This window comes from Nitrospirales bacterium, from assembly GCA_031315865.1.
Lineage (GTDB): Bacteria > Nitrospirota > Nitrospiria > Nitrospirales > UBA8639 > JAGQKC01.
This window is the reverse complement of sequence record JALDRJ010000002.1, coordinates 855,429-873,546: the sequence shown is the minus strand read 5'-3', so window position 1 is coordinate 873,546 and position 18,118 is coordinate 855,429. Positions and strand designations below refer to the sequence as shown.

Sequence of the window (18,118 nt, the reverse complement as noted above, 5' to 3'; positions counted from 1 at the left end):
TCCTCCAATCCTGAGCTTTGCCCTTATCCGTTTCTTGAAATTCCCCATTGATAGTACACGTCTCTAAAGTTTCTTCGCTCATGAACCGAAAAGAAGAGTAGGCGTAAAAGATAGGACCACCCTTTAGCAGAGGAGGTGCCTCGTGAAAGGCTTCCTTCCTATTTCCAAAAGGTCCGTTATATGTTTGGGCATAGTTTCCCTCCTGACGATCGTCCCGCTTGTCTCTCTGGCCTGCCTGGATTTTCCTGATCCCAAGGAATTTGAAGTCGATCTTCCGGAGGAGAGCAAGCTGTTGCCGAATGGGATGATGGTGGTCATGTATCGTGACCTAACCGGCGAACAGCGTACGCATATCACCATCCATCGAGTGCTGAGCATCTTGCCTGGTCGTCATCCGTCCTTGCCGGAGTTACGCGATCCACAGATAAAAGTGCTGGAAACCGACGGAACGATCGGCCCGATCACGTATCTTCTTAAGGCGCATGCGCTCTACTATGGAGAGGGGGCGGACTCGTTAGGATTTCCGAAGAAATCCTGGATAGATCCCAATGAAGACGGGCTAAACGGGAACGAACACTTGGCGGCAATGTCTGGATGAAGGCTGAGGAATCCAGAGCTGTCGCCAGTTCAATACAAAACTCTTCTCTGACGATTCTTCCGTCCTCAAGGAGTAGAAGCCCGCTTTCCCCTTCGCCACTTCATTGGCCTATGTGACTGGGCGTGACGCCCAATTTAAAGAGGACGATCGAGGCGGCTCCTTTCGAATAAGATGGCGTTCCTTCTCCTCCATGGACTCGGGCATATGATTCCCGGACAAGAGTGAATAGAAGCGCGACAAACGAGGGCTTCTTAGTTCAGCGAGCAAGCTCCGGGACCTCGCGGGTCACCGCAAGAACCACAGGCGCCGGGTCCGCCCCCCATGACGGTTCCTTCGTCATTCCCGCCAACCGCAAAGGCTGACAATTGTTTCTCCAGGGTTGTAGCCTGGCACTGAGGGCATTGAGGGATCGTTGATCCCTGGACAATCTGATCAAAATGATGGGAACATTCCTGGCAGATGTACGAAAAAATTGGCATGCGCTATTCTCCTTAATCCAACCGATCATGATATTATAGAAAAGCATTTTCTCATCTGGCAATGACATTATTGGACGCGTGAGTCAGGCAGAATTCGCTGAGAGAGGGTTCCGTTATGTACCATGAAGAAAAGACGTTCACCATTTCATTTTCCCTGGAAGCGCAATTTCCAGATGACTACGAGGGAGATGATGACGAACAAGCCTGGCTCCATGATTGGGATGCTCGCGTATTGCCTGATGTCGTGAAGTCGATTTTTTCGACCTTGAGAAAATATCCTTCCTGGTCCGCACATGTACGAAATCGAGGTATGGCTCCGACTGAAGCCATTGAAATTGCCCTGTTAAAGGACTTTACCGATTTGCATAAGGATTGATGTCCGCATGGGTTCTGGTGTCAGATTTTTCATGAGATTAGGAGTCTTGGGGTTTGGGATATTCGGATGGTGTCTGCCAGTTTTTGCGCAAAACCTCGTATACACGCCGATCGCCAGTTCGCCTGTAGGGCGAACACCACAAGCGATGACGGCAGGGGATTTTAATCGTGACGGGTTTCTCGATCTTGCGACGGTTAATAGCACATCGGATGATGTCTCGATTTTGCTGAGTAATGGAAACGGAACGTTTCGGTCTGCCGTGTCATTTGGCGTCGGAAAAATTCCGATGGCCGTGGCAACCAAGGACATCGATCAGGATGATATTTTGGATTTGGTCGTGGCGACGAGTGGAACGGATCAAATCGTGGTCCTCAAAGGGCTGGGTGACGGGTCGTTTGGTTCGTTGAAGCGCTATCCCTCTGGTAAGGGCACCACGTTTGTCCTGTTACACGATATTGATGAAAACGGGAGTGTCGATGTCATTACGGCTAATAGCGGGCGGTTTGGCTATTATCCTCCGTTCAATGTCTCGGTCCTGTTAAACAAGGGCAAGGGAATTTTTAGTGAGCCGACCTTCTACGAGACCGAGGGACGCGACGGTATGTTTCCGACGGGTGTATACGCCGGGGATCTGACGGGTGACGGGCTTCCCGATGTCGCCGTGACTTGGAGTCAGCCGAGTTGGCGCACGCCAAACGGGTTGATTTCATTGTTGGTCAACCAGGGAAAGGGAAAACTCTCACTCGAAAAGGAAATCGATGCAGGATTGACATTGAGTGCGATTACGGGAATGGATTTGAATGGGGATGGGAGAGGGGATCTCGTGACGACGAGTCTCTTCACTGATAGCGTGACTGTCCTCCTGCAGGATGAGGAGGGAGAATTCGTGAATAGGGGGCCGATGAAGGTCGGGTTCAGCCCGGTCTCCGTCGCCGTTCGTGACCTTGACGGAGACGGACAATTGGATCTCATCGTTACCAATCGTGATTCGAATAGTGTCTCGGTTCTTCTCAACCGGGGAGAAGCCACGTACCAGAAGGCGGGCCATTTTAGTGTGGGAACGACGCCATCGGCGTTGGTCGTAGAAGATTTCGATCTTGACGAATTGCCGGACTTGGCCACGGCTGACAGTGATTCGGATGCGGTTTCTGTTTTGTTAAGTGGAGAGGGAGATATTCCCCTCGCGAGCGTCAGCGCGGAGTTGGTCGAATTTGAAGTAAACCGGGAACATACTGATTCACCTGAGCGGTCGGTTCTTCTCTCCAACATCGGACTTGGTCCGCTTGAAGTCTTGAATGTCGAGGTCGTCGGAAAAAACCCAGAAGCCTTTTCGTTGACGAAGAATCAGTGTACGAAAGCGACGCTCAAGACCGGGAATTCTTGCGCGATGCACATCCTGTTTACTCCGAAAGAAATCGGTATTCATACGGCGATGATACGTGTCTTGGACAATAGCAGTGGGAGCCCTAGAGTTGTGATGCTAAAAGGCACGTTCAAGGGTTGATGGTATCCCGAACAGTATAGATGCCTGTCCCCTCCTTCTTTGTCAGTCTTTTCTCGCTTTTCCCTGCCTTTCAAATTTCCAGCCGTATCCTTTACACTTGAACGCGAAATCCTATGCTCGTTCGGTGAAAATGGCCTAGAGCATGGCCGGTGATTGTTAGGTCTGCATAGGCTACTTGTCCTTCACTGAAGAGTCCCACACGACGCCCAATGTCTTATTCTTAGGTACCCTAGCGTGAAAAGAATCGGTATTGATATCGGGGGGACGTTTACGGATTTTGTCGTCGCGGACGATCTCGATGGATCTGTTACCAGCTTTAAGCGATTGTCGAGTCCATCAGCTCCTGAACGCACGGTCCTTGAAGGCTTGAGGACCATTCACGACCTTGAATCTTCTCTTGTCGTACATGGCTCAACGGTGGCAACCAATGCCTTGTTGGAACGAAACGGAGCGACGACGGCTTTGCTCACGACCAAGGGATTTCGCGATCTATTACAGATCGGACGGCAATCACGAGAGCGATTGTATGATCTTTCCCCTCAGCCTCCCGTGCCTCTTGTTCCTCCGGAACGCTGTTTTGAAGTCACGGAACGAGTGGATCATCGCGGGAAGGTCCTGATTCCGTTGAACATGGATGAAGTGCGGGACCTCATCCCACTTTTACGTGAAAATCAGATTGAGTCGGTCGCCGTGAGTTTTCTCTTCTCATTCCTCCTTCCCGAACACGAACAAAAAGTGGCCGCGTGTCTCAGGGATTCGGGGTTTTTTGTCACGGCATCTCATGAGCTCGTCCCGGAATTCCGTGAATATGAGCGGACAAGCACGACGACGCTGAATTCCTATGTTTCTCCCGTTCTCGATCGGTATCTGGCCAAGCTGGAACGGGACGCGGGATTGCCGGCTTTTCATATTCTTCAGTCCAATGGCGGAAGACTGTCGGTTCTACAGGCACGCGGACAGGGAGTCCGTTCAATCCTATCTGGTCCGGCCGGCGGAGTCGTCGGAGCCCGATACGTGGCTCGACTGGCTGGCTATGAGAATCTTATTACGTTCGACATGGGAGGAACATCGACGGATGTCTCGTTGGTCAATGGGCATCCTCAAGTGACGCACGAAGCGAAAGTGGACGGGCTCCCGATTCGGATCCCCGTCCTGGATATTCACTCAGTCGGTTCAGGCGGCGGGTCGATCGCCCATCGAGACGCGGGTGGAGGACTCCGAGTCGGCCCGCGTAGTGCCGGGGCCGACCCGGGTCCGGTGTGTTACGGGCGGGGCGGGCGAGCGGTTACCGTGACCGATGCCAATGTGATGCTTGGCCGTCTTCCCGATGGCGGCCTCCTGAACGGAACCATGAAGTTGGCATGCGATGCCTCGGTCAAATGTATGGATAAACTCGCGAATGAGTTGGTATTGCCTCTCCCTATGGGCCTCTCCCCACGGCAAGCGCTTGCTCTCGGGATCGTACAAGTCGTCAATGCCCATATGGAAAGGGCCATACGGGTGATATCTGTCGAGCGAGGGTATGATCCGCGTGATTACACGCTCGTTTCATTCGGCGGTGCGGGAGGATTGCACGCCTGTGATTTGGCGAGACAATTAGCCATACCGCGAATCCTGGTGGCTCCTCAGGCGTCGACGTTGTCGGCCTTAGGCATGCTGACGGCTGACGTTCAAAGAGATTATGTGCAAACAATCATGTTGTCTGAAGATATAGCGTACGATCTACTGGAAGACTGTTCCCGACCCCTTGTGGAGCAGGGGATGGAGGATCTGTCGAGTCAGGATCTCGAGGGTCGTCAGATTGAGATAATCCGGGAACTCGATATCCGATACCTGGGGCAGTCGTTTGAGTTGTCGGTTCCGTTGACCAGGGATTTCAGAACGCAGTTCGATCGGCTTCATCATGCACGATATGGCGTTTCCCATCCGGATGACCGAATTGAACTCGTGAATATTCGAGTGCGTGCCTTCAGTCTTGTCCAACCCCCGGTCCTACCGTCATTTCCTGTGGGCTCTTCAAAGGCTGATGATGCGCTGTGGTGTGAGCGGCCTGTGGTCTTGCAAGGAACGGTTGAAATGATTCCGCATTATCATGGTGTGTTGTTGAACACAGGTTGTCAGATTCAGGGTCCGGCCCTCATTGTGCAGGAAGACACCACCATCTACCTTGGGTCGACGGATGTGGCGACCGTGGACGGCTACCGAAATCTGATTATTCATGTGGGGACGTAAAGGTGCATGATCCGATTCGAATAGAAATCATGAAACACCTGTTCGTGTCGGTCGCGGAAGAGATGGGCGTTTGCCTCCAACGTGCGGCGTATTCTCCTAATATCAAAGAGCGCCGTGATTTCTCGTGTGCGGTCTTCGATGCGAAGGGGCAATTGGTGGCCCAGGCTGCACACATTCCTGTCCATCTGGGCGCCATGCCCCTTTCCGTTCAGGCATGTACGCAAAAGCTCAAGCTGGCTCCCGGCGATGTGGCCATCGTCAATGATCCCTACCAGGGGGGGACGCATCTTCCGGACATCACGATGGTCTCGCCCGTTTATGCTCAGACCGATGGGCGTGAAACACTCGTGGGATTCGTCGCCAACCGTGCCCATCACGCCGATGTAGGAGGGATGTCGGCCGGGTCAATGCCATTGTCTGAAGAACTCTACCAGGAAGGCGTGATCATTCCTCCGATCAAACTGCTTCACGCGGGCGTGATCAATCAGGACGTATGGGATTTGTTCTTGGCCAATGTCCGTACGCCGGTTGAGCGAGCCGGAGATCTTCATGCGCAACTTGCCGCCAATCGTATCGGGATTCAGCGACTTGGAATGTTCATAGAACGTTATGGAGCAGAGTCCATTGGACAGGACATGGAGGGGTTGATCGAATACGGAGAGCGCATGACCCGGCAACTCATCGCCGACCTTCCAGACGGTCACTATCAATTCGAGGATCACTTGGATGATGATGGTCTGACTACTGACCCCGTTGCCATTAGGGCCGCAGTCACGATTGTAGGCGACGAAGTGACCGTCGATTTTACGGGATCGGATTCTCAACGAAAAGGCGGCGTGAACGCTGTGTATCCTATTACGCTTTCGGCGACCATGTATGTCTTTCGCTGTCTGTTAGGACTGGATATTCCCGCAAACAGTGGATGTATGAAACCCGTTCACGTCGTGGCGCCGGAAGGCACCGTCGTGAATGCCCGCCCGCCAGCCGCAGTGGCTGGGGGGAATGTCGAAACATCGCAACGAATCGTCGATGTGGTGCTCGGGGCATTGGCGCAAGCAATTCCGGCACGTATTCCAGCCGCCAGCCAAGGTACCATGAATAATATCGCGATCGGAGGATGGCATGCTGAACGGCGCCAACCCTTTGCCTATTATGAGACGATTGGAGGTGGCATGGGTGCGAGCGTATCGAGTGACGGTGCCAGCGCGATCCATTCTCACATGACCAATACCTTGAATACTCCGGTGGAAGCATTGGAGTATGCCTATCCGTTCCGGGTGAACCGGTATGAAGTGCGAAAAGAGTCAGGCGGGCTCGGAGTCCATCAGGGTGGCGATGGCTTGTGTCGTGAGTATGAGTTTTTGCAAGATGCGCATGTCACGATTCTTTCCGAGCGGCGTCAAAGGCAACCCTACGGTCTTGCAGGTGGCAAACCAGGGAAGTCCGGACGGAATCAACTGCGTCATCATGGCGTGACGCGGGAATTGCCAGGCAAATGTCGCCTCGACGTGGAAGTCGGTGATAGTCTCACGATTGAAACCCCAGGAGGCGGAGGGTATGGGGAGAAGACGTGAGCCGCAAGATTGGAACCCGAGAGCAGGAAAGTCAACAAGATCTAGCTCAACGGAAAAAGCGGAAAGAAATGAAGAAGGAGAATGTTGAATGGCTGAAGAGAAGAAAAAAATCACCGATCCCGAACAGCTTGCACTATTGTACGAGCGATTTAGGGATGTCTGTTTAGTAGAGAAGGAAGTATGGAAAGAAATTTATATGCCGCGACAAGTGACTCCAGGACAAGGCGTCATCCTGACGAATCAGCATGAACGCTATGAAGTGATCATCGATGATGAGGACATCGAAGACACCCTAGACGCCAATATCCCATTGGGGAGTAAGGCGCTTGGCGCCGCTATCGAGGAATATCGGTCGCATATTACTTTTGTGAAGATGTAAGAGGTTCAGCGGCTAGGTACCCTGTTGCTGTGTTTTCTGAGGATTGCAACGTTCTCGAATGTCTTTCCATTTCATTTGAGACGGAAAAGAGATTGTTGGTTGAAAGATCGACGGAATGTGAGCCTTCAATCGCGTAAGACGTTCTTGCGATGAAGGGTGCGTCGACAGATATTCTGGGATGTTTCGAGAATGTTCTTTTTCTCTGAGTACGCCATCGATTGTATCAAAGAAATTCAGCATGCCTTGGGGATCGATTCCGGCGCGAAGTAACAACCGCATTCCCCCCCTGTCTGCTTCTTCCTCCACTTCACGATTGTACGATAAGGTTTGCAACAATTGTGTAGCCTGAAGTCCGAATGTCGTAAGGCCGCTGACGTCGCCGCTTAAGGCTCCCACCACGATTCCGATGGAGGCTTGTTGCACCAAGAGTCGCATACTATGGCGGAGGAAGATATGCTGCATTTCATGCGCCAACACGCCCGCCATCTCTTCCGCAGTCTGAGTCTTCTCAAGCAGTCCACGAAAGACGAGGATTTGACCTCCTGGCGCAGCCAACGCATTCACAGAAGATGGTTTTCTTTTGGTCGTGTCGTCGACGACAGTAAGAGTGAAAGCATATGGATTGTCCTCTAGTGACCGGCTGAGCGTGTTAACGATACTTTGCAGTGAGTCGATGACTTGCGCATCCGTACATCGTTTCCCGGGTGGAGCGAGTTTCGTCGTCATGAATTTCCCGAGCTCTTCTTCCCAGGAAACCGGAATGAGCGTGGTGATTGGACCGGAAAGCCATGGGATGCCCCAGGAGAACGCAAGCCAAAACAGAGGGATGCTGGCCAGACCGGCGAATATCGTGAGCAGGACGCGTTGTCGGCGACGCGCCGGATTATGAAAGTGTGTCACGTGGGTATGGGCAATCTGATGAAGACTGTCGAGGATTGCCGTGTCTGAGATCACGAGTGTTTCACAAATCCCGTTACCACGCTCCAATCGGACTTCTTCCCCTGAATATTTCCCTTGCGTTTGCCGGATGTCTTGATAGTGCCACGATAACTGACTGCCAGAGCGTGCGATGATCTGCAGGCCGGTCGGTCGAATCTGGATTGTCACGCGGTGAGGTGTGGCCGAGACGCCATCATAATAGATGCCGTTCCATTCGGTACGAGGTGTATGGGAATTCACGAGTGAGTGGAAAGAGTCTGTTGAGTATTATCCGACTGTCATGGATCGTGTTCGCGTCATTTTTTGACGGGATGCTATTTGTCGGCGACGAGCAATGTTTTCGCCTGCTTAGCCCAGATCAAACCCGGTGTCAAAAAATCCTGCGAGTTCCTCGCCGGTTGGCGAGGCATCCGTGGCTTCCTGTCCGATGTGGTCAAGTTCAATGACTCCATGAAGGCCGGTGTAGTAATAAAAGAATTGAAGGTTGCGAACCTGGACCCAGGGCCAGGCGAGTCCCAAGGTACAGAGTAAGAGGATGAGATGCGTCAGGCGTAGCTCAAAGATTTTCCAGACGGTGACGGTAGAGACGAATCGGGCTTCACCAAATCGGGTATGATTCCAAAAATAGCGTTGGCGGGCAGCCTGCAAATATACCCAAGGAAAGATGAGCCCTACGACAGCAATGATCGGGAAGGAGCTTGCAGCAAATAACATTAAAGTCTGTATGTCAGTGAGAGGCATGGCAAGATAAGAAACCAGCACGCCATACGTGACTCCCCCTAGAAGCAGGATCACGCCAAGATAGAGCCCGGTTGCCTTTCCGTATATGGAAAAAAGACTTGTCCCAGTTCCATCATACGTGAAGACCCGGCTGCCGAATTGGGAGTGCGACACCAGATAGTGCCGTCTGGCATTCTCGAAATATGGATAATAGAGACCAAGAGTCAGAATGGTCAGCAAAGAGCCTTTCAGCCATAATTTGGCGTAGTCCGACACGGTGCCGCAGAAGGAAAAGCGAATATTCCGCAAAGAGGTTCGACTCAGGCGGTAGCGGTGGGCCCCGACGACGGCAACCGGAATAAAGCAAAGTAAGAGCACTGCGGCGAATCCTTGAGCGATATATTGAGGAAGCCCTTGCCAAAAATAGGGCACCGCACTCAAAGACAGATAGGGAATACCGAAGACCAGCATCGCTTTGAGCCATCCAGTGAGGAGTTCCTTCCCCGTCCCATGATAGGCAAACCTGGCTTTGGCAAAACTCGTTTGGCTATTCAAAAATGACCGGACGCGAGCCCTGCCCCAGAATGAATAGATACCGAATGTGATCAATGTCAGAAAAGTATTGACGATAAAGATGCCGAACAGAGATTGTCCGGTTCCCCAAAACAATGGATGTCTAATTTTGTGTGAATCGGTCGAGGCATCTTGCGGCGATGCCTTCGTTGCCGTAGGAGGAAGTGTTTCACCTGACTGGGATTCCGGGTCCGTGGAGTCTGAGGGTTCGATGGGTATTGTCCGTTCGATGGGAGGTGACGCTTCGAGAGCGCTCTCCTCTACAGTCTGAGAAATGTCTTTCCATGGCAATGGCAGAGGTATTTCCTGGGACACGAATGTTTCCGTGTGCATAGCAGAGTGAGGATCATTCTGTGCGCTCTCGGCCGTTAAAGATTCTCCTGACCTGGGCGGGCGTTCTGTGGTGTCTTGATCTGTAACGGCTGTGTCGGATTGGTCTGTCGTCTCGTTTGAAGGCAGTGGCTGACTTACTACGCCGGAGCTGGCTGTGCCCTGTTGACCGGGGGGGGTGTTCCCAGCGGTCTGAGTAGGCCAAGCCGCGGATACAGGCTTCTTCCCCTGCATGGTTGGAATATTTTCATTCAGATTGGCGAGGTCTGCGCCACAAGACACGCATTCATCGGAGCCTGGTTGTTGTTCGCCACACTCGGGGCAGATGAGATCAGTTGCCGAATCCATGTTGAGATTCCTCGCAGTCGTGCCCTGGCGGCGTTCAATGAAACAGGAGAACGTGTCGATGTTGCGGCGTCTGGTGGTTTCTATCGGAAAAAACGAGAGGGAACCTAAATCAACGAATATCAGGATACTTGACTTTTTTTCCGACTAGATTAGGGTAATAACAGAGAGGGGCATGTTCGGGTGAATCAGGAGAGCGAGAAACTGGAAAAAACAACCGTCACAGCTGATTCAAAAGAATATGATGACTGAACGCATGTTGAAGGACATCGCTGGAGGCTTGGTATTGATCGCAGGGATGTGCGGCTGCGTCGCGACGCCGCTTACCCCGCAGGACACCAAGGAAAACGTCATAGAACAAGACTTGAATCAAATCCGAATTACTGATCTGGTCGGAGCCTGGGAGTATCAGGATGGGAATGCCGTCTATCCCTTGACGTTCGACGAGAAAGGCAACGGGGCCTATGAATGGAAGCATGGACGGTTTGTGACGACGAGTCTCAAGAATGGAGTCTGGAAGGGAAGCTGGCATCAGCGGGACAACGACCGGGAGGGGGGCTTTGAAATGCGGCTCGCCCGGGATCTTCAAACAGCCGACGGACACTGGTGGTACACCCGTATCGGAGAAGACCATGATCCGTTGGAGCCAGGCGGAACGTTTACCCTCAGGAGATTGCCTTGCTCAAATTTCGAAGACATAGGACGTGCGCCATGCGAGTCTGCAGAATAAATCAGATCATTCTCGCCGGTGTCTGCTGCGTGTTGCTGAGCGGTTGTCACGGCGGTTGGTCGCAGGCCAAGAGACCAATCGCGAGTATTCATGCGATGACGGTCGTCTCACTGTCGGATGAAGAGGCGGTGAAGCAATCGCTCTATGATCAGCTCAAAGAATGGAAGGCCGTGGATTACGATTATGGCGGGTTGAGCAAAAACGGTATCGACTGTTCGGGGTTTGTCTACTTGACCTATCGATCGCATTTTGGGATTGAACTGCCGAGGACGTCTACGGATCAGGCCAACGTGGGGCAACCGGTCGTGCAACGACAATTACAGGCCGGAGATCTGGTCTTTTTTACCATCAATCCGCATACCAGACATGTAGGAATCTATGTCGAAGGCCGGAAATTCCTCCATGCGTCCAAGAGTAGCGGCGTACGGCTTTCAAGCTTGGACAATACCTACTGGGCGAAGAAATACTGGAAAGCCAAGAGGGTAGAGATCCAACAGCCCGCTGTCTGAACTCTTGCACAGGCAACCTCTGTTTGCGAGGTTGCCTATGAGAAATCGGGTGTTTCGTGACTGAGCAGAGGTCATTGTTGTCAATGATGAATGGGTGCAAGCTGAGTGGCGGTCTTGAGTTTTGCCTGAAACACCAATGGTGAATCTGTCTGAAGCACTTCTCTGAGGGCCTCGTCGATCGTCTCGACGAATACGACTTGAATGTCATCTTTGACCTGATCGGGCACATCCTTCAAGTCTTTTTCGTTGGCCTTGGGTAGCAAGATCCGCCGAATACCCACCCGGTGCGCCGCGAGAACTTTTTCTTTGATGCCCCCTACGGGCAAGACCATTCCGCTCAGATTGATTTCGCCGGTCATGGCCGTATCCTGACGGACAGGAATACGCAAGAATAAAGAGGCGAGCGCGCTGGCCATCGTGACGCCAGCCGATGGCCCGTCTTTCGGTATGGCCCCTTCCGGCACATGGATATGCAAGCCATTCTTTTTGAACAAAGAAGGAGACAAGCCCATAGTATCGGCACGTGACCAGAGAAAGCTCCTGGCGGCGCGTGCGGATTCTTGCATCACGTCACCGAGTTGTCCTGTAATGGTCAATTCGTGACCTCCGGGCAGCAGCGTACTTTCCACGTACAACACATCGCCTCCGGCTTCAGTCCAGGCCAGGCCGGTGGCCACTCCGACGGGAAGTTCCTTGCGCCCTTCTTCGGGCATGAACCGTTCAATCCCTAACATCTCGGCCAAGTCGGATTTCGCGATGACGATCTGTTCTTGTGGAGCATCCACTGGCCGTTCGGCGAGTTGCAAGGCTATTTTTCTCGTGAGCCGCCCCAATTGTTGTTCGAGTTGCCGGACTCCGGCTTCCCGGGTATAGCGATTAATCATGTGTGGAATCACGTCGTCATGAATAGTGACGACATCATCATTCAATCCGGCTTCTTCTTGTTGGCGAGGCCACAGATAACGGACAGCGATTTCCAGTTTCTCCTGTTGGCTGTACCCTGGAATCCGGATGATCTCCATGCGGTCCAAGAGTGGCCGAGAGATGGAGTCCAGCGTGTTGGCCGTCGTGATGAACATGACTTTTGAAAGGTCAAACGGAAGATCTAAATAGTTGTCCCGAAATGTATGGTTTTGCGCGGGGTCGAGTATCTCCAGCAATGCCGAAGCTGGGTCTCCCCGAAAATCTCTTCCGACTTTATCGACTTCATCGAGCATCACAACGGGGTTTTTGGACCCGGCGCGACGCAGAGCTTGAATAATCCGACCGGGCAATGCGCCGACATACGTGCGTCGATGGCCCCGTATCTCCGCCTCATCGTGGAGACCGCCGAGACTAATGCGTTCGAACTTTCGATTGAGTGCTCGGGCAATAGACTGACCGAGACTGGTTTTCCCGACACCGGGAGGCCCGACGAGGCAGACGATGGGAGCCTTCGCGGACGGGTTCAGCTTCAGTACGGCCAAATGTTCGAGGATACGTTCTTTGACATCCGGGATCCCGTAGTGGTCTTCATCAAGCACGGTACGGACATGTGACAGGTTGAGGTTGTCATCGGTCGTGGTGTTCCACGGCAGTTCAAGGACCAGTTCCAGGTAGCTGCGTATGACCTGATGGTCCGGCGCAGTGGGAGGGAGCTTGGCCAGCCGTTTGACTTCACGGTTGGCTTCGGTTTTGACGGCTTCAGGAAGATCGGTTTCCTCGATGCGTTTTTTGAGATGAGCGACGTCACCTTCCTCATGTTCGCCGCCTTCAAATTCACCCAGTTCTTGTTGGATTTCCTTGAGCTGTTGCCGGAGAAAGTATTCACGCTGCGACTTTCCAATCTCGGCTTGAGCCTGACTCGCGATTTGATGCCGGAGTTTCAGGATTTGGAGTTCATGGGATAACGCGGCGTAGACTTTTCGCAGGACTTCGGTGAGTTGCGATTCTTCTAATAAGGCCTGCAATTGCTCGACGTCCATGTTGAGAAGTGGAACAAGCCGGTAGGCGACAGAGAGTGGATTCTTCTCGGCGCGTAAGACATTGACGATTTCGGAGACGCCCTCGTTGGTCATCAGTTCGGTAAGTTGGCTGACGAGATCGAGAAGCGCCCGGTGTAAGGCTTCGATCTCATGGCTTGACTCAACCGGGAGGCCTAATTGCCGTGCGCGGACAATAAGGTAAGGATCGTCCTCTTCTATCTTGAGGAGCACCATTCGCTCGACACCCTGAACTAAGATGTTGAGATGTCCTTCCGAGGTCTTCACCATTTGCTTGATCAGCGCTTTGGTGCCGATTTGGTAAAGATCTTCGAATTTGGGGTCTTCTTGCTCAAAATCGCGCTGAGCCGAGAACAGGATCGCCTTGTCCTCACTGTTCATCGCGGCGTCAACGGCCGCAATGGACCGAGCGCGACCAATGGTAAAAGGCACTAATGTTTCAGGAAATAATACGGTCCGTTTAACGGGGACCACTGGTAAACTTGTAATCAATCCGTCGTCACTCATTCTATTGACTCCTCAAGGTTTGTATCGTTCGTTAGTCAGTCAATCGTGGGCGCAGCCGGCCTTTTCGTACCCATAGATAGGCATGAATAAGAAAGAGTCAAGTCTTGGAACACGTTCAGTTCGGCCGATCATTGGCCTGATAGGATCATGTTCCTTTGAGGTGCACGAGAATGTCACGCATCGAGATCAGTCCAACGACATGTTCGGATTCCGTCACGAGCAGGTATCGGACTCCCTGTTGTTTCATCATTTCATAGGCCTCTTCGACGGGCCAGCTAGACTCGACCGAAATCATGGGTGATGTGATGATGGATTCCACCTTTGTCTCGCGCAAATTACCTTCTTCAGCCACGACTTTCCGGATAATGTCCGTCTCCGAGACGAGGCCAATGATTTTGGATTCTTGATCACGCAATAACTTTCCTGGGCGTTCTACGAGCAGAGAGCCGATGTTTTCTTGTCGCATCCGCCTGGCGGCATCCAGGACAGAGGATTGGCAGGGTATACGTTTTAAATCTGTGGTCATCACTTCAGCTAATCGTGACATGTGCCCTCCTTGCCTGAGGTCGAAAGAAAGCGGACCATCCTCTGAGCCCAATCTGGCCTCGATGAGAGAGGCCGTTCTCCATGAGACTGATGACTGATGAAGTTAGTGGCATTGTATCACTCTCGAGAGGCTATGGCTTGTATGTGCAATACCTTTGAGAATTCTGGGTTCCGTTGGATGAGAGGTCTTCTCGTTGACAATTCCTATGGCGAGCGTTATGGTTTTTCCCACTAAGTAAATACTCACTTATTCTGTTGCTCACTGATAAACATGCGCAAACGTCCCCGTAAAGGAGGCTCCTCTCGACTCTCAGGGGCGGAGCGTCGAGCGAGTATCATTGCTTCAGCTGCATCGCAATTTGCCGCGAGGGGGTTTACCGGGGCCAAGACGAAGGCCATTGCCGAGCACGCGGGCGTCAGTGAGGCTCTACTGTTCAAACATTTTCCCTCAAAAAATGAACTCTATGCCGCCATCTTGGCGAAAGCATCTCCCGTTCCTGACATTCTGCATGAACTGAAAGTCTTGGCTGACCAGCAGGATGATAAGCAGGTGTTTACCTTTATTGCCCGGACCATCGTGAGACATGCTCCGGACATTCAGCTTATGCGCCTCTTACTGTTCAGCGCTCTGGAAGAACATGAATTGTCGGACATGTTTTTTCAGAATCATGTTCGCGTGTTCTATGAATTTTTGGCTGGCTATCTCGACCGCCGCATGAAAGAAGGGGCTTTTCGAACAGCCGATCCACTCCTTTCGGCCCGGGCATTCATGGGAATGCTGATTTATCATCGCCTGTTAAGTCAGATCTTCAACATGCCCGTCAAGAAAAATCCCCAAGAGATTGAAGAAACGTTCGTGTCCATATTCTTAGATGGTCTTCGTGCCGGCCATGTTCCTTCGCCGAAACAGAAGCCGACGCGCAGAAACAAACCTCACTCACCTCGAAAGCGTACGCGCGTATGAACTTTATTGCCCTGAAGATGCTGTTTGGCGATCGGGCGAAATATTTAATGTTATTGGCGGGTTTGACTTTTTCTACCATGCTGATTGTGCAACAGGGGGCGATCTTTTGGGGGCTGATGATGTACTCCCAGTCGGGGATCAGTAACATCAATGTTCCAATTTGGGTGACCGATCCGAATATCAACCACGTGGATGAAGTGAAGCCGTTAGCGGATACGGCAGTGACGATCGTCCGAAGTGTGCCGGGCGTTGAATGGGCCGTCCCTCTGTATAAAGGGGTGCAGCGGGCACGATTGGCCGATGGGAACTATCAGCAGATTTCTTTGGTTGGACTCGATGCGGCGACGCTCATCGGGCGTCCGAACGTTATTTTTGAGGGCTCCATTGAAGAACTGCGATCCCCTGATACCGTGGTGCTGGATCAATGGGCGGTGGAGCGGCTGGGAGGGCCGGACGTGATCAGGTTGGGGACGGTTTTTGAGATTAATGACCGCAAAGCCCGAGTTGTGGGCATTGCTGACACCCAAAAAAGTTTTCAAAACATCCCCTTTGTGTATACCACTTATGAACGGGCTTTAAGTTACTCTCCTCCCGAGCGACGAAAGCTTTCTTATGTGTTGGCGAAACCCGTTCCTGGGTTGAGTTCGGAATCGCTGGCTCGTCGGATCGAGGAACACACCAATCTGGGGGCGTTTACCCAGCAGGAATTTTCATGGAAGACGATTCAGTGGATCTTGAAAAACACCGGTATCGGCGTCAACTTTGGCACGACGGTGCTCTTAGGCTTTATCGTTGGAATGGCTATCTCGGGACAAACGTTTTATCTCTTTACGGTCGAAAACCTGAAGCAATTTGGAGCGTTAAAAGCGATTGGGGCCAGCACGGGAATGCTGGCGCGTATGATTTTGCTCCAGAGCTTTTTAGTGGGGTTCATCGGGTATGGAATCGGTATTGGATTAGCCACAGTATTTGGTCTCACCGCTGCGAGCAATGAGGAGTTGCCGTTCGTGGAGACCTGGCCGTTACTGGCGGGAGTGTTTGTGGCGTTGTTGGGGATCTGCGGGTTGTCGAGCGCGATCAGTATCCGAAAATTGGCGAAACTGGAACCGGCTATTGTATTCCGAGGGTAGGTATGTCCACGGCGAGCGTAGAAAACGGTTCATCACGTCTTGTGCGAGCACGAGGTCTCTGCAAAGGGTTTGGCGAGGGCGAAGCGCGGATCTCTGTCTTAAAAGGGGTAGACGTCGATGTGGTGCCTGGAGAAATCCTGTTATTGGTCGGGCCGTCGGGGAGTGGAAAAACGACTCTTCTATCCGTCATCGCGGGAATTTTAGATGCTGATGAGGGAGAGCTTTCTATTCTCGACGAATCCATCACGGAGCTTTCCGCGAACGCGAAAACGCGATTTCGTCGTGACTATCTCAGTTTCGTGTTTCAACAATTCAACTTATTGCCAGCGCTCACGGCTGTGGAGAATGCCGCCGTCCCTCTTTTTATCCGGGGGATTCCTAAGAAGGACGCGTTAGAGAACGCGGAAGAAGTATTGGCTCAACTTGGCATGGGCGAGCGCGTTCATTCGCTACCATCCAAATTATCAGGCGGAGAACAGCAGCGGGTTGCGATTGCCCGCGCCCTTGTCGGGAACCCGCGTTTACTGCTGTGCGATGAACCGACTGCCAGCCTCGATGGCGAGACCGGTCATAAAGTGGTCGAGCAGCTCCGGCGTATCGGAAAGCGCCCGGACCGCGCCGTCGTGATTGTCACGCATGATTCACGAATTTTCGAGTTTGGGGATCGTATTGTCCATATGGAAGATGGAAGAATTCATCAAGTGCAATACGTGAATGGCGGAGATACGTCATGATCCTGAAACGGTTGAGTTTTTGGGTCGCGATTGGGGGCGTGATCCTAACGGTCGTGGCGTTATGGGGCGCACGTGCGATTTCTCCAGCGCCTCCTCCCCTCGAAGCGCCTCCCCGGAATCCTTATGCGGCGACGGTTGCCGCATCGGGCATTATCGAAGCGGTGAATGAAAACGTGCGGATCGCGCCACCGGTTTCGGGGCTCGTCACCAAGGTCTACGTTGAGGTCGGAGATCACGTGTCACGGGGGAAGCCGCTGTTTCAACTCGATGATCGTGCCTTGCGTGCAGGTCTTCGGACACGACAGGATTCGCTGCCGTCAGTCTTGGCCCGAATTGAGGAAGAAAAGATTCGTCTCAAAGATCTCCAGGATCAATTGGGACGACTACAGGCCGTTGAAGATCGGCGGGCGGTCAGTCAGGATGATCTGCAAAAAAAATGGCATGAAGTCGAAAGAGCCAAGCGTGCACTCATTCGAGCTAAGGCTGACTTTCATCTGGCCAAAACACAACGGGACGAGGCCAAAATTCTCCTGGAACGGTTAACCGTTCGCGCTCCACGATCAGGGACGATTCTGCAAGTCAATATACGAGCCGGGGAATATGCCATCGTGGGTGCGCAAGACCCCTATATCCTGTTGGGAGACACGGAACGCTTACAGGTGCGCGCGGATATCGACGAAGTCAATGCTCCATTGGTTCGGCCTCAAAGTCCTGCCGTCGCTTATCTCAAAGGATCGACCACACGGTCTATCCCGCTTGAATTTACACGGATTGAACCATACATCGTCCCGAAGCGTTCCTTGACAGGCGACAATCGGGAACGGGTTGATACCCGTGTCCTCCAAGTTATTTATCGATTTCATAAACCAGAATTTCCTGTGTATGTCGGGCAGCAGGTCGATGTCTTCATCGAGCGTGGTCAGGTCTCAAAAGACGGCATCCACCCTTCTCGATAAGGAAAGCGAGC

General features: G+C 52.5%; 17 protein-coding genes. 12 read left to right on the top strand and 5 right to left on the bottom strand.

The features are described 5' to 3' along the window. Window positions 1–184: 184 nt before the first annotated feature. Window positions 185–598: a hypothetical protein gene (locus MRJ96_04095; protein ID MDR4500621.1), complete on the top strand. Its 414-nt coding sequence runs from the start codon at window positions 185–187 to the stop codon at window positions 596–598. Window positions 599–849: 251 nt separating this feature from the next. On the opposite strand, the gene MRJ96_04090 is transcribed toward MRJ96_04095, so the two are convergent. Then, complete coding sequence (locus tag MRJ96_04090) at window positions 850–1,077, bottom strand: zinc ribbon domain-containing protein (GenBank protein MDR4500620.1); 228 nt, start codon at window positions 1,075–1,077, stop codon at window positions 850–852. Between the two features lie 115 nt (window positions 1,078–1,192). On the opposite strand from MRJ96_04090, the gene MRJ96_04085 reads away from it, so the two are divergent. The 5 genes from MRJ96_04085 to MRJ96_04065 all read left to right on the top strand — a co-directional run bounded on the left by MRJ96_04085 (window position 1,193) and on the right by MRJ96_04065 (window position 7,142). Beyond that, window positions 1,193–1,453 carry a hypothetical protein gene (locus tag MRJ96_04085; GenBank protein MDR4500619.1) on the top strand — a complete coding sequence of 87 codons (261 nt, stop codon included), beginning with the start codon at window positions 1,193–1,195 and terminating at the stop codon, window positions 1,451–1,453. Between the two features lie 7 nt (window positions 1,454–1,460). Continuing rightward, window positions 1,461–2,957 carry an FG-GAP-like repeat-containing protein gene (locus MRJ96_04080; protein MDR4500618.1) on the top strand — a complete coding sequence of 499 codons (1,497 nt, stop codon included), beginning with the start codon at window positions 1,461–1,463 and terminating at the stop codon, window positions 2,955–2,957. A gap of 234 nt (window positions 2,958–3,191) precedes the next feature. Then, entirely contained in the window at window positions 3,192–5,189 is a 1,998-nt protein-coding gene (locus MRJ96_04075; GenBank protein ID MDR4500617.1) for a hydantoinase/oxoprolinase family protein, read from the top strand. A 29-nt stretch (window positions 5,190–5,218) separates the two neighbouring features. Then, window positions 5,219–6,763: a hydantoinase B/oxoprolinase family protein gene (locus MRJ96_04070; GenBank protein ID MDR4500616.1), complete on the top strand. Its 1,545-nt coding sequence runs from the start codon at window positions 5,219–5,221 to the stop codon at window positions 6,761–6,763. 88 nt (window positions 6,764–6,851) lie between these two features. Then, window positions 6,852–7,142, top strand: a complete 291-nt coding sequence (locus MRJ96_04065) for a hypothetical protein (protein ID MDR4500615.1) — start codon at window positions 6,852–6,854, stop codon at window positions 7,140–7,142. 12 nt (window positions 7,143–7,154) lie between these two features. On the opposite strand, the gene MRJ96_04060 is transcribed toward MRJ96_04065, so the two are convergent. Both MRJ96_04060 and MRJ96_04055 read right to left on the bottom strand, forming a co-directional pair. Next, on the bottom strand, window positions 7,155–8,321 hold the full coding sequence (locus tag MRJ96_04060) for a M48 family metallopeptidase (protein MDR4500614.1): 1,167 nt from the start codon (window positions 8,319–8,321) through the stop codon (window positions 7,155–7,157). A gap of 108 nt (window positions 8,322–8,429) precedes the next feature. Beyond that, entirely contained in the window at window positions 8,430–10,052 is a 1,623-nt protein-coding gene (locus MRJ96_04055) for a DUF898 family protein (GenBank protein MDR4500613.1), read from the bottom strand. A 238-nt stretch (window positions 10,053–10,290) separates the two neighbouring features. On the opposite strand from MRJ96_04055, the gene MRJ96_04050 reads away from it, so the two are divergent. Both MRJ96_04050 and MRJ96_04045 read left to right on the top strand, forming a co-directional pair. Next, window positions 10,291–10,779, top strand: a complete 489-nt coding sequence (locus tag MRJ96_04050; protein MDR4500612.1) for a hypothetical protein — start codon at window positions 10,291–10,293, stop codon at window positions 10,777–10,779. Next, window positions 10,761–11,288: an NlpC/P60 family protein gene (locus MRJ96_04045; protein MDR4500611.1), complete on the top strand. Its 528-nt coding sequence runs from the start codon at window positions 10,761–10,763 to the stop codon at window positions 11,286–11,288. Before MRJ96_04050 ends, MRJ96_04045 begins: the two co-directional genes overlap by 19 nt. Before the next feature lie 80 nt (window positions 11,289–11,368). Here the strand turns inward: MRJ96_04045 and lon are convergent, their stop codons facing one another. Next, window positions 11,369–13,777 carry an endopeptidase La gene (gene lon / locus MRJ96_04040; protein ID MDR4500610.1) on the bottom strand — a complete coding sequence of 803 codons (2,409 nt, stop codon included), beginning with the start codon at window positions 13,775–13,777 and terminating at the stop codon, window positions 11,369–11,371. Between the two features lie 145 nt (window positions 13,778–13,922). Then, on the bottom strand, window positions 13,923–14,324 hold the full coding sequence (locus tag MRJ96_04035; GenBank protein MDR4500609.1) for a CBS domain-containing protein: 402 nt from the start codon (window positions 14,322–14,324) through the stop codon (window positions 13,923–13,925). A 270-nt stretch (window positions 14,325–14,594) separates the two neighbouring features. Between MRJ96_04035 and MRJ96_04030 the strand changes: the two genes are divergently transcribed. Genes MRJ96_04030 through MRJ96_04015 form a run of 4 tightly spaced genes read left to right on the top strand, consistent with a single transcriptional unit; the run spans window position 14,595 to window position 18,107 of the window. Continuing rightward, entirely contained in the window at window positions 14,595–15,287 is a 693-nt protein-coding gene (locus tag MRJ96_04030) for a TetR/AcrR family transcriptional regulator (protein ID MDR4500608.1), read from the top strand. Then, window positions 15,284–16,417 (top strand): ABC transporter permease, encoded by a 1,134-nt coding sequence (locus tag MRJ96_04025; protein MDR4500607.1) that lies wholly within the window; start codon window positions 15,284–15,286, stop codon window positions 16,415–16,417. The genes MRJ96_04030 and MRJ96_04025 overlap by 4 nt, the downstream gene beginning before the upstream one ends. A 2-nt stretch (window positions 16,418–16,419) precedes the next feature. Further along, a complete protein-coding gene (locus MRJ96_04020; protein MDR4500606.1) occupies window positions 16,420–17,151 on the top strand; it encodes an ABC transporter ATP-binding protein in 732 nt (243 codons plus the stop codon). Further along, on the top strand, window positions 17,148–18,107 hold the full coding sequence (locus MRJ96_04015; GenBank protein MDR4500605.1) for an efflux RND transporter periplasmic adaptor subunit: 960 nt from the start codon (window positions 17,148–17,150) through the stop codon (window positions 18,105–18,107). Before MRJ96_04020 ends, MRJ96_04015 begins: the two co-directional genes overlap by 4 nt. Window positions 18,108–18,118: the final 11 nt, after the last annotated feature.